This window comes from Curtobacterium sp. MMLR14_010 (assembly GCF_001865015.1).
Classification (GTDB): Bacteria; Actinomycetota; Actinomycetes; order Actinomycetales; family Microbacteriaceae; genus Curtobacterium.
On record NZ_MJGV01000017.1, the window covers coordinates 40,067 to 52,078 of the forward strand.

A 12,012-nucleotide genomic window follows, 5' to 3' on the forward strand; every position below is an offset into this window, starting at 1 on the left:
AAACCGACAGGACCATGACCGAGCTGACCTCGACCCCGCCCCTCGTCCTGCTGCCCGCCGTCGACGTCGTCGACGGCCAGGCCGTCCGCCTGACCCAGGGCGAGGCCGGCAGCGAGACCGGCTACGGCGACCCGGTGGCCGCCGCCCGCACCTGGCGCGACCAGGGCGCGGAGTGGATCCACCTCGTCGACCTCGACGCCGCGTTCGGCCGTGGCGACAACCGACGGGTCATCGCGAAGGCCATCCACGAGGTCGAGGGCGTGCAGGTCGAGCTGTCGGGTGGCATCCGCGACGACGCCTCGTTGCGGGCAGCGCTCGCGACCGGAGCGGCACGCGTGAACCTCGGTACGGCTGCCCTGGAGAACCCTGAGTGGGCCGCGCGCGTGATCGGCGAGTACGGCGACCAGGTCGCCGTCGGGCTCGACGTCCGCGGGACGACGCTGTCCGGCCGGGGCTGGACCAAGGAGGGCGGCGACCTGTGGGAGGTCCTCGACCGGTTGGAGGAGGCGGGTTGCGCGCGCTACGTCGTGACCGACGTGACGAAGGACGGCACCTTGCAGGGGCCGAACCTCGAGCTGCTGCGCCAGGTGTGTGACCGGACCGACCAGCCCGTCGTGGCGTCCGGCGGCATCTCCACCCTCGACGACCTCGTCGCGCTGCGGGAGCTCGTGCCGCACGGCCTCGAGGGCGCGATCATCGGCAAGGCGCTCTACTCCGGCGCGTTCACGCTGCCGGCCGCGCTCGACATCGCCTCGGAGTAGTCGTGGCCGGCATCTCGAACGGCCGCGGGGGCGCACCCGAGGACGCGCACGACCACGGGCACTCGCCGGCGGACTCCGCGGGCTTCCCGTGGGCTGGGCGCACCTTCGACAGCCACGACGACGCCTTCGCCGATGACGACGGCCTGGCCGACCCGGCGGTCGTGGCCGCGATCGCCGGCCTGGAGGATGGTGGATCCCAAGCCGAGGTGGTAGCGGCACTCGGCTCCGCCCGCCTGCTCATCCCACTCGTCGCCGAGGCCGGCGAGGTCGGTGAGACCCCGGACGGCCGACTGGTCGACAAGACGCAGGAGCTGTCCATCGTGACGGTCGCCGGACCGGACGGGCGCACGGTGATGCCGGCGTTCACCTCCGTCGCGGCGATGCAGGCCTGGGACGCGACCGCGCGGCCGATCCCCGTCGAAGCCCGCCGCGTGGCGATGGCCGCCGCGAGCGAGGACACCCAGCTCGTCGTGCTCGACCCGACGTCGGCGAGCGAGTTCGTGCTCCGCCGCCCCGCAGTCTGGGCGATCGGGCAGGACCTCCCCTGGACGCCGTGCTTCGAGGACTCTGCAGTGGGCCAGGCCTTCGCGGACTCGGTCGTGGGGGAGCCGGCGGTGGCACGGGTCGAGCTCGCGCCGGGGGACCCGCTCGGGCGCTTCGCCGGGCCGGAGCTGACGGTCGGGCTCGCGCTGCACCCGGGGCTCGACCGCGAGCAGGTCGGCGAGCTCGTGGGGCGGCTGCAGCAGCGGTGGACCGCCGACGTCGTCATCGCGGAGCGGGTGGACAGCATGCGGGTGGCGTTGCGGCCAGCATGAGGCGCGGCAGGCCCGTGGTGCGGCATGGCGGTGCGGGCCGGGTGTCGGCGTACGTCGGCACGGCGGTGCGGGCCGGGTGTCGGCGTGGTGCGCCGGTACGATGACCAGGTGAGCACCAACCCGACGACCCAGTCCGGCACCGGCGAGACCACCTACGGTCCGACCGGCCGGCCCGTTCGGGCGTTCCCCATCCCCGAGGAGCTCGACGGTCACGGCCCGGCCCGCATCATCGCCCTGTGCAACCAGAAGGGCGGCGTGGGCAAGACCACCACGACGATCAACCTCGGCGCCGCACTCGCGGAGTACGGCCGCAAGGTCCTCGCCGTCGACTTCGACCCGCAGGGCGCCCTGTCCGCGGGCCTCGGCGTGCGCACCCACGACATCCCCACGGTCTACGACCTGCTCATGGGCTCCATCAAGGACCCGAACCAGGTCATCCAGCCGACGAACACCCCGTACCTCGACGTGATCCCGGCGAACATCGACCTGTCGGCCGCCGAGGTCCACCTGGTGAACGAGGTCGCCCGCGAGCAGATCCTGGCCAGTGTCCTGCGCAAGGTCGCCGGCGACTACGACGTGATCCTCGTGGACTGCCAGCCGTCGCTCGGGCTCCTCACCGTGAACGCGCTCACCGCCGCGCACGGCGTGCTCATCCCACTCGAGTGCGAGTTCTTCGCGCTGCGCGGTGTCGCCCTGCTCATCGAGACGATCGACAAGGTGCGGGACCGCCTGAACCCCGCCCTGCAGCTCGACGGCATCCTCGCCACGATGTACGACTCGCGGACGCTGCACTCCCGCGAGGTGATGGAGCGCGTCGTCGACACCTTCGACGACCGCGTGCTCGACACCGTCATCTCGCGCACCGTGAAGTTCCCCGACGCCACCGTGTCGGCGCGCCCCATCACGCAGACCGCCCCGGACCACGCCGCGGCGCACTCGTACCGGCAGCTCGCACGGGAGCTCGTCCAGCGTGGCGCCGTCGCCTGAGCCCGCTGCTCCCGGCTCCACCGGCGTCGGCACCGGCCCTGCTGCTGGCACCCCCGCTCCGGTGGGCTTCCGGGTCCGCCTGCGGAACTTCGACGGGCCGTTCGACCTCCTGCTCTCGCTGATCACCAAGCACGAGCTGGACATCACCGAGGTCGCCCTCGGCGTCGTCACCGGCGAGTTCATCGCCTACGTGCGCCAGGCCGAGTCGGTCGACGAACTCGACGAGGCGAGCGAGTTCCTCGTCGTCGCGGCGACCCTGCTCGACCTGAAGATCGCCGGGCTCCTGCCCCAGGGCGAGCTCGTCGACGCCGAGGACGTCGCCCTCCTCGAGGCGCGGGACCTGCTCTTCGCCCGGCTCCTGCAGTACCGCGCGTTCAAGCAGGCCGCCGACTGGTTCGGCGCACGCTGGGGCACCGAGTCGCGCCGGCACGCCAGGAGCGTCCGGCTCGAGGAACGCTTCCGCGCCCGCACGCCCGAACTCGTCTGGACATTGACGGTGCAGGACTTCGCCGCACTCGCCACGCTGGCCTTCGCCCCGCGGGAGATCCCGACGGTCGGCCTGGACCACCTGCACGCCCCGCTCGTGAGCATCCGCGAGCAGGCAGCGGTGGTCGTGTCGATCCTCCGGACCCGTGCCGAGTCGGGCGATCCCGACGTCGCGTTCCGGGAACTGGTCGCCGGGGTCGACACGGCGGGTATCGTTGTGGCTCGTTTCCTCGCGATCCTCGAGCTGTACCGCACGGCGTCGATCACCTTCGAGCAGGACGAACCGCTGGGGGAGCTCACCCTGCGGTGGACCGCCGAGCACTGGACCGACGAGAGCCTCGCCAATCTTGGAGCCGACTATGACGGATGACGTCCACGACGTCTCGAGCGCCGAACCCGGCGGGGCGGACGAGCTCGCCGACGCCCGCGCGATCGAGCAGTCGATGCGCGCGGAGGCAGCCGCGACCGGCGCCACCGTCGACGCGGACGCAGCCGCCGACGTGGGCGTCGCCGTCGACATCGCCGTCGACCGTCAGCTCGAGGCCATCCTGATGATCGCCGACGAACCCCAGTCGCTCGTCGCGCTCGGCACCGCCGTCGGCGCACCCGTCCCCGTCGTCCGCCAGGCCGTCGAACGGCTCGTCGCGGACTTCGACGGCGTCGCCGGCACCGTCCGCCGCGGGTTCGAGCTCCGCGAGGTCGGCGGCGGCTGGCGCTTCTACGTCCGAGCGGACCTCGACGACGTCGTCGAGCAGTTCGTCGAGGCCGAGCGACCGTCCCGCCTGTCCCAGGCCGCGCTCGAGACGCTTGCCGTCGTCGCGTACAAGCAACCCATCACGCGCTCCCAGATCGCGTCGATCCGCGCCGTCAACGTCGACGGCGTCGTCCGCACCCTCGTGGCCCGCGGTCTCATCGAGGAGTCGTTCACCGACTCCGAGACCGGAGCCATCAACTACGTCACATCCGACCTGCTCCTGCAGCAGCTCGGCATCAACTCGCTCGAGGAACTGCCGCTCATCTCGCCCCTCCTGGAGGACGGCGTCGACGGCTTCGAGCAGAACGAAGGGATCCCCGATGGCCGCGTATGAGGACAGACGAGACGACGGCCGGTCCGGCGGACGCCCAGACCGGTCAGGAGGCTCGGACCGCGCAGGTGGACCGGGTCGCGCTGGTGGTGCTGGTCGCTCCGGCGGTGCCGGTCGCGACGGTGGTGCCGGCCGCTCCGGGGGGTACGGCTCGGACCGTGGTGGTTCGGGTGGCTCCGACCGCGGTGGGTACGGCGGCCGTTCCGGTGGGCCCGACCGTGGGCCCGGCCAGCGTGACGACCGCGGTGGCCAGCGCGACGACCGCGGGTACGGCCGTCGCGACGACCGTCCGCAGGGACGCCGCGACGACGACCGTGGGTACCGCCCGCGTCAGGACGACCGCGGCGGGCCCCGTCGGGACGACCGTGGCGCCCCTCGTGGCGACGACCGCGGCGCTCCCCGTCGTGACGGTGGCTTCGTCCGCCGTGAGGACGACCGCGGCGGCCGGCGTGACGGTGGCTTCGTCCGTCGTGAGGACGACCGTGGCGGCCCCCGCCGTGACGACCGTGGCGCTCCGCGTCGCGACGACCGTGGCGCTCCGCGTCGGGACGACCGTGGTGCCGGTGACCGTGGGTTCCCGCGTCGCGATGACGACCGTGGGTACCGCCCGCGCCAGGACGACCGTGGTGCTCCGCGTCGTGACGACCGTGGTGCGCCCGACCGTGGCGCGCCGCGTCGTGACGACGACCGTGGGTACCGCCCTCGTCAGGACGACCGCGGAGCTCCGCGCCGCGATGACCGTGGTGCTCCCCGTCGTGACGACCGTGGTGCCGGTGACCGTGGGTTCCCGCGTCGCGATGACGACCGTGGGTACCGCCCGCGCCAGGACGACCGTGGTGCTCCTCGTCGCGACGACCGTGGTGCCCCAGACCGTGGCGTTCCCCGTCGTGACGACGACCGTGGGTACCGCCCGCGCCAGGACGACCGTGGCGCACCCCGTCGCGACGACCGCGGTGCGCCGTCGAGCGACCGTCGTTCTGCCCCGACCGGCGACCGTCGGACCGAGCGCCCCCGGTGGAGCTCGTCGGACAAGGACCAGCGCGACCGCCGCGAGGACCGCGACCGCCGCGACGACCGTCGCGGTGGTGCCCGGGAGGGCGGCGACGCCAGCCGCGTCTGGCACAACGGGCGCCGCTACGTCGGTGGCACGGCCACGGTCCGCAACAAGGCGACGACCCCGCGACCCGCTGGGCAGCGCGACGACCACGGTGCGCCGCTCGAGGGCACGCCAGAGCGTCCGATCATCCCCGAGTGGGACGCCGACGGCACCGCCGCGGCTCCCGAGGACCTGCAGCCCGAGGGTGAGCGCCTGCAGAAGGTCATCGCCGCCGCGGGTGTCGCGTCCCGTCGTGTCGCCGAGAACCTGATCGCCGAGGGCCGGGTCTCGGTCAACGGCGAGGTCGTCGAGGCACTCGGCCGTCGTGTCGACGCCGAGAAGGACGAGATCACCGTGGACGGCGTGCCCGTGCAGGTCGACACCTCGCGCCGGTACATCCTGCTGAACAAGCCGACGGGCGTCGTGTCGAGCATGCTCGACGAGCGCGGCCGCCCGGACCTGTCGCAGTACGTCGACAAGTACGAGGAGCGGCTGTTCAACGTCGGACGGCTCGACGCCGAGACCGCCGGCCTGCTGCTGCTGACGAACGACGGCGCGCTGGCGCACGTGCTCGCGCACCCGTCGTTCGGCGTCGCGAAGACCTACGTCGCGAAGGTCGCGGGCAACGTGAACCCGGCGACGGTGCAGCAGCTGCTCGACGGCGTGGACCTGGAGGACGGCCGGATCGCCGCCGACAAGGTCCGCCTGCTCGAGTCGTCGCGCGGGGAGTCCCTCCTCGAGCTGACCCTGCACTCCGGGCGCAACCGGATCGTCCGACGCATGCTCGACGCCGTCGACCACCCGGTGCTCGAGCTGGTGCGTCGCTCGTTCGGTCCGCTCCACCTCGGCACCCTGCCGAGCGGCCGGACCCGCGAACTGAGCGGCGTCGAGCTCGGCGGCCTGCTCGGCATCGCCCGCAGCGCCGGCGCGAACGCGCGCTCGGGTCCGGACTCCTCGCAGGAGGACACGACCGACTGACCGACGGTCATCACCACGACCGAGGCCGGGCGCTGTGCGTCCGGCCTCGGTCGGTAGGCTTGCCACGTGACCCCGACCACCCCGCACGACCCGACCCCCGAGGTCGACCGCCGTCTGCGGGGACCCGTCCGGATCGTCGGCACCGGTCTGCTCGGCGCCTCCATCGGCCTCGGCCTCCGGCAGCAGGGCGTCGAGGTCGTCCTCGACGACGTCTCCCCGGCCGCCCTGGCGCTCGCCGTCGACTACGGCGCCGGTCGTCGCCCGGCGGACGACGACGCCCCGGAGCTCGTCGTCGTCGCGGTCCCGCCGGACGTCACGGCGCAGGTCGTCGCCCGGGAACTCCTCGCCCACCCCGACGCCGTGGTGACCGACGTCGCCAGCGTCAAGTCGGTCCCGCTCGCGCGCCTGCGGGCTGCCGGCGCCGACGTCTCGCGGTACATCGGCTCGCACCCCATGGCCGGGCGTGAGCGCAGCGGTCCCACGGCGGCGCGCGCCGACCTGTTCATCGGCCGTCCCTGGGTCATCGCCGGCCACGACGACATCACCTACCGTCGAGCCGCCGTGGTCGAGGACCTCGCGCTCGACCTCGGCGCCACGGTGGTCATGATGGAGCCGGGCCCGCACGACCAGGCCGTCGCGATCATGTCGCACGTGCCGCAGCTCGTGTCCACGCTGATGGCCTCCCGCCTCCGTGACGCCCCAGAAGCCGCGCTCGGCCTGGCCGGCGGCGGCATCCGCGACGTCACCCGCGTCGCCTCGAGCGACCCCGGCCTCTGGGTCCAGATCATCGGCGCGAACGCCGCCCACATCCGGCCCGTACTGGTCGACCTGCAGAGCGAGCTCGCCCGGCTGGTCGACGCCCTCGACGACCCGGACGCCCCGGGGGCACCGCGGACGATCGCCGAGACGATGGCCTCGGGCAACCGCGGCGTCGAACGCCTGCCGGGCAAGCACGGCACCGTCAGACGGTTCGCCCAGGTCGTCGTCCTCGTCGACGACCGACCCGGGCAGATCGCCGACCTCCTGACCACCATCGGCGAGATCGGCATCAACCTCGAGGACCTGCGCCTCGAGCACTCACCGGGCGCACCGATCGGCATCGTCGAGGTGTCGGTCGTACCCGAGCAGGAACAGCGGCTCATCGAGGAACTCGAGGGCCGCGGATGGAGGATCGCAGCAGCATGGGCCTGAACGACGACGGACACGCCAACGACGGACGCACGAACGACTCCGGGATCACCGGCGGGCCGAGCGGCCCCGACACCGGACTCCCCACCCCCGGCGACCAGCCGGGGCCGGCGACCGGACCCACCGGCGGTGCCGACGGCCAGGGCGGCGGCGAGCCGGGCCTGACCCGCGACCCGATGCCCGCCGGGCTGGCGGACGGCGCCTACGTGGCGAAGTTCGTCATCGCGGTGGACGGTCCCGCCGGCAGCGGCAAGTCGAGCGTCTCCCGCGCCGCTGCCCGGGTGCTCGGCTTCGGGTACCAGGACACCGGCGCCGCCTACCGCGCGCTGGCGTGGCACGCACTGCAGCAGCAGGTCGACCTCGACGACCCGGCAGCCGTCCTCGCGAGCTGGGACACCTTCGAGTACACGATCGGCACCGACCCCGACGCCTACTTCGTCCGCGTCGGCGACACCGACGTGACCGAGGCCATCCGCACCCCGGACGTGACCGCCGCGGTGGCGCACATCGCCAAGCTCCCCGAGGTCCGCCAGCGCCTGGTGCAGCTCTTCCGGACCGTGATGCGCAAGACCGACGCCCAGGGCATCATCACCGAGGGCCGCGACATCACGACGGTGGTCGCGCCCGACGCCGAGGTCCGCATCCTGCTGACCGCCGACGAACAGGTTAGGATGGCACGGCGCTCGGCAGAGGTCACGACCCAGTCGGCCGCCGACACCTCGGCAGCACTCGCCCGACGAGACGCCGCCGACGCGAAGGTCGTCGACTTCATGAACGCCGCGGACGGCGTCATGACGCTCGACTCCACCGACCTCGACTTCGACCAGACCGTCCAGGCGGTCGTCGACCTGGCCCGCACGGCCGGGCACTGACACACACACGCGACCACAGGGTCGCCGGCAAGGAACCCACCATGGCGCAACCGGACAACGGACCAGAGCACGACGACTTCCCGGAGTACGACGAGTCGCTGGGCGACCGACTCGCGAGCCTCGACGAGTCCGAGGCCGAGCAGCGGGCGACCGCGCTCCGCGCCGGGCTCGAGGACTACGACCTCGACGAGGAGGACGTCGCTCTCCTCGAGACGGCGCAGCTCGGCCCGGACGGCATCGCCTACCTGCCCGCACTGCCCGTGCTGGCGATCGTCGGCCGCCCGAACGTCGGCAAGTCGGCGCTCGTGAACCGCATCCTCGGCCGCCGTGAGGCTGTCGTGCAGGACGTCCCCGGCGTCACGCGCGACCGCGTCAGCTACAAGGCCGAGTGGAACGACCGGCGCTTCACCCTCGTCGACACCGGCGGATGGGAGCCCGACGCCAAGGGCATCAACGCCTCGGTGGCGCTCCAGGCCGAGGTCGCCATCGACCTCGCCGACGCCGTCCTCTTCGTCGTCGACGTCACCGTCGGCATCACCGCGACCGACGAGCACGTCGTCAAGATGCTCCGCGGCACCGACAAGCCCGTCATCGTCGTGGCGAACAAGTCCGACGACGAGCGCCGCGACCTCGAGGCCTTCGAGCTCTGGAACCTCGGGCTCGGCGAGCCGCACCCGGTGTCCGCGCTCCACGGCCGTGGTGTCGCCGACCTCCTCGACCTCATCATCACGACGCTGCCGGAGATCTCCGCCGTCGCCAAGCAGGAACTCGGCGGCCCCCGCCGTGTCGCGATCCTCGGGCGTCCGAACGTCGGCAAGAGCTCGCTGCTGAACAAGGCCGCCGGTGAAGAGCGGGTCGTCGTGAACGAGCTCGCCGGCACCACCCGCGACCCCGTGGACGAGCAGGTGGAACTCGGCGGCCGCGTCTGGCGCTTCGTCGACACCGCCGGCATCCGCAAGCGCGTGCACCTGCAGCAGGGTGCCGACTTCTACGCCTCCCTCCGCACCACCGCAGCGCTCGAGAAGGCCGAGGTCGCCGTCGTCGTCCTCGACGTCACCGAGCCGGTCTCCGTGCAGGACCTCCGCATCATCGACCTCGTCCTCGAGTCCGGTCGTGCCCTCGTCCTGGCCTACAACAAGTGGGACCTCCTCGACGACGAGCGCCGCCGGTACCTCGAGCGCGAGATCGAGCAGGACCTCGCGCACGTCTCGTGGGCCCCGCGCGTCAACATCTCGGCCCGCACCGGTCGTCACCTCGAGCGGCTCGTCCCGGCGCTCGAGACCGCGCTCGAGTCGTGGGACACCCGCATCCCGACCGGCAAGGTCAACGCCTTCATCGCCGAGCTCGTGCAGGAACACCCGCACCCGGTCCGCGGCGGACGCCAGCCCCGGATCCTGTTCGGCACGCAGGCCGCCAGCCAGCCGCCGACGTTCGTGCTCTTCACGACCCAGTTCCTCGACCCGCAGTACCGCCGCTTCATCACGCGGCGGCTGCGCGAGGTCTGGGGCTTCGCCGGCACGCCGATCACGGTGAACATGCGCGTCCGCGAGCGCCGGAAGCGCACCTGATCTGATCCAGCACGACACGACGGCCGCCGGGGCAACGCTCCCGGCGGCCGTCGTTGTCGTCGTCCACACGGTCCTCGCCGTCGTGCCCGGTCCGGCGTACGATCCGTGCATGCCACCGCCGTCGGGCTCCACGCGTGCCGGACGGATCGCGGTCGGGGTGATCGTCGTCGTCGGTGTCGTCGCCGCGTCCGTGCTGCTGTCGATCCCGGTCCCGACCGGCCGCTCCGTCCCCGAGCCCCTCGTGCAGGAAACCCCGACCACGGCGGCCACGCTGCCCCCGGTGGACGAGCCCTGGTACCGCACCGGCCTGCCCGTCGAAGGTGAGATCGTGCCGATCGGCGCCCAGACGACCGGACGGGTCGAGGTCGTCCGGTCGGGGGAGCGCAGCGTCCGGGTGACGATCAGCGACTTCGCCACCGACCTGACCACGGCCGACATCCGCGTGCAGCTGACCGCCGGTGACGTCATCGCCGGTCGGCGCGGTGCGCGGTGGGTGCCGGACGGGGACCCGGTCGAGGTCGGTGTCGTCCCGCACGGCGCGACCTCCGCGGTGATCGAGGTCCGCCTCCCGCAGATCCTGCCGGACCCGGTGCACTCGCTCGTCGTCCTCGACTGGAACACCACCACGATCATGGGTGGTGCCGAACTCCTCCCCGGATACGGCACGATGGTCGGGTGACGCTGCCTTCCCTCGCCGACCGGGTGTGGTGCCGGCTCCGGCTCGACCGTCTCGCCGGCGGACGCCAGGCGGGCTACGTCATCCGGCAGGACATGCTCGCGCACCCGGACACCGTGCGCTCGTTCCGCTGGATCCGCTGGCTGCTCGTCGCCGAGACCGCCGTGGGCCTGGCGGCGATCGTCATCGCGTTCGTGCTGACCCACCTGGGGCAGACGGTGCCGTGGGCGGTGTGGTTCCGCGCGACCGTGGTGCTGCTCATCACGCTGACGCTCTACGTCTTCGCGTGGCGCGCGCAGCTCGGGTACTACTGGGCGTACCAGCGCATCCGGTTGTTCAGCCGGGTCTTCCCGATCGTGACGCTCGTGATCGCGGCGATCCCCGGTCTCTACCCGTTCTGGATGGTCGTCGAGCAGATCCTGTTCTCGGTCCTGATGGTCGGGATCGGGGACGTCCTCACCTCCGACCACATGCGCGCCACGTTCCCGAAGCCCGTCCGCCGCGCGGCTCCGTAGGATCGCTCCATGGTGATCCTCGGCGGTGTGCGGTTCGACCCGGACGACCTCCCGTGGTTCGCAGGCGAGCTGACCGCGCGGGTGTTCGGGGGCGCGACCGTGCCGACCGTCGACGACGGGGACTTCCCGCAGGCGGTCGAGCTGCTGGCCGCGTCCGGCGGGGGCGCGGTCGACCCGGACGAGTTCGACCCGGCGGAGCTCCTGGCGGACGTCCTGGCCCTCGTCGCCGCCGAGACCTCCCTGCCCGCCGCCGCGCTGCGCGAGCCCGTCGGCCTCGAGGTCCGCCGCCGACGGGTGGAGGACGCCGTCCGCCGCGTCGTCGGTCACCGCGCCTGACACCAGCCCCAGGACCACGGGTCCCAGGACCGACAGGGCCTGCCACGATCAGCGTGGGCGGAGCATCGTTGACGTCATGACGAACTCGACCCTCCCCGGTGGCACGTTCCGCCTCGCCGACGACCTCGAACTCACGCGCGTCGGGTACGGCGCGATGCAGCTGGCCGGCAAGGGGGTGTTCGGGCCCCCGGCCGACCGTGACGAGGCGGTCCGCGTCCTCCGCACGGTCGTCGAGCTCGGCATCACGCACATCGACACGTCGGACTACTACGGTCCGCACGTCACGAACGAGATCATCCGCGAGGCCCTGCACCCGTACCCGGAGGACCTCCGCATCGTGACGAAGGTCGGCGCGCGACGGGACGCGAAGGGCGGCTGGCCGAACGCCCGCGAGCCGCACGAGCTCGTCGAGCAGGTGCACGGCAACCTCGAGCGCCTCGGGGTGGAGCGGCTCGACGTCGTGAACCTCCGCATGGGCGGCTTCGACGCGCCTCAGGCGGGCTCGATCGCCCCCCAGTTCGAGGCACTCGCCGAGCTCCAGCAGCAGGGCCTGATCAACCACCTCGGCGTCTCGACCGTGACCGCCGAACAGCTCGCCGAGGCACGGGGCATCGCCCCCGTGGTGTGCGTGCAGAACCTCTACAACCTC

14 protein-coding genes are annotated in these 12,012 nt (G+C 72.6%); 13 read left to right on the top strand and 1 reads right to left on the bottom strand.

All coding sequences use genetic code 11. The features are described 5' to 3' along the window. Positions 1-14: 14 nt before the first annotated feature. The 5 genes from priA to scpB all read left to right on the top strand — a co-directional run bounded on the left by priA (position 15) and on the right by scpB (position 4,137). Positions 15-761 (top strand): bifunctional 1-(5-phosphoribosyl)-5-((5-phosphoribosylamino)methylideneamino)imidazole-4-carboxamide isomerase/phosphoribosylanthranilate isomerase PriA, encoded by a 747-nt coding sequence (gene priA / locus BIU98_RS02340; protein ID WP_071270858.1) that lies wholly within the window; start codon positions 15-17, stop codon positions 759-761. Between the two features lie 2 nt (positions 762-763). After that, on the top strand, positions 764-1,576 hold the full coding sequence (locus BIU98_RS02345; protein WP_083392896.1) for an SseB family protein: 813 nt from the start codon (positions 764-766) through the stop codon (positions 1,574-1,576). Positions 1,577-1,684: 108 nt separating this feature from the next. Then, positions 1,685-2,563 (top strand): ParA family protein, encoded by an 879-nt coding sequence (locus BIU98_RS02350; protein ID WP_071271005.1) that lies wholly within the window; start codon positions 1,685-1,687, stop codon positions 2,561-2,563. A gap of 61 nt (positions 2,564-2,624) precedes the next feature. Beyond that, positions 2,625-3,419: a ScpA family protein gene (locus BIU98_RS02355; RefSeq protein WP_139200526.1), complete on the top strand. Its 795-nt coding sequence runs from the start codon at positions 2,625-2,627 to the stop codon at positions 3,417-3,419. After that, positions 3,409-4,137 carry an SMC-Scp complex subunit ScpB gene (gene scpB, locus BIU98_RS02360; RefSeq protein WP_175481269.1) on the top strand — a complete coding sequence of 243 codons (729 nt, stop codon included), beginning with the start codon at positions 3,409-3,411 and terminating at the stop codon, positions 4,135-4,137. The genes BIU98_RS02355 and scpB overlap by 11 nt, the downstream gene beginning before the upstream one ends. Before the next feature lie 43 nt (positions 4,138-4,180). Here scpB and BIU98_RS19750 read toward each other — a convergent pair whose 3' ends face one another. Next, the gene (locus BIU98_RS19750; protein ID WP_254787773.1) at positions 4,181-5,257 is read right to left on the bottom strand and encodes a hypothetical protein; all 1,077 of its coding nucleotides are present in this window, start codon (positions 5,255-5,257) and stop codon (positions 4,181-4,183) included. A gap of 165 nt (positions 5,258-5,422) precedes the next feature. On the opposite strand from BIU98_RS19750, the gene BIU98_RS19755 reads away from it, so the two are divergent. From BIU98_RS19755 to BIU98_RS02400, 8 genes are all read left to right on the top strand, one after another. Next, on the top strand, positions 5,423-6,208 hold the full coding sequence (locus BIU98_RS19755) for a pseudouridine synthase (protein WP_071271008.1): 786 nt from the start codon (positions 5,423-5,425) through the stop codon (positions 6,206-6,208). 66 nt (positions 6,209-6,274) lie between these two features. Beyond that, positions 6,275-7,399, top strand: coding sequence for a prephenate dehydrogenase (locus tag BIU98_RS02370; protein WP_071270864.1), 1,125 nt, complete (start codon positions 6,275-6,277; stop codon positions 7,397-7,399). A gap of 173 nt (positions 7,400-7,572) precedes the next feature. Beyond that, entirely contained in the window at positions 7,573-8,268 is a 696-nt protein-coding gene (gene cmk, locus BIU98_RS02375; RefSeq protein WP_071271011.1) for a (d)CMP kinase, read from the top strand. A 41-nt stretch (positions 8,269-8,309) separates the two neighbouring features. Continuing rightward, positions 8,310-9,836, top strand: a complete 1,527-nt coding sequence (der, locus tag BIU98_RS02380) for a ribosome biogenesis GTPase Der (RefSeq protein WP_071270867.1) — start codon at positions 8,310-8,312, stop codon at positions 9,834-9,836. Positions 9,837-9,945: 109 nt separating this feature from the next. Continuing rightward, positions 9,946-10,515, top strand: coding sequence for a hypothetical protein (locus BIU98_RS18795; protein WP_071270870.1), 570 nt, complete (start codon positions 9,946-9,948; stop codon positions 10,513-10,515). After that, positions 10,512-11,027, top strand: a complete 516-nt coding sequence (locus tag BIU98_RS02390) for a hypothetical protein (protein WP_254787768.1) — start codon at positions 10,512-10,514, stop codon at positions 11,025-11,027. The genes BIU98_RS18795 and BIU98_RS02390 overlap by 4 nt, the downstream gene beginning before the upstream one ends. 9 nt (positions 11,028-11,036) lie before the next feature. Beyond that, entirely contained in the window at positions 11,037-11,363 is a 327-nt protein-coding gene (locus BIU98_RS02395) for a hypothetical protein (RefSeq protein WP_071270873.1), read from the top strand. Between the two features lie 76 nt (positions 11,364-11,439). Then, a partial coding sequence (locus tag BIU98_RS02400) for an oxidoreductase (RefSeq protein WP_175481270.1) occupies positions 11,440-12,012 on the top strand: 573 nt, incomplete at its 3' end.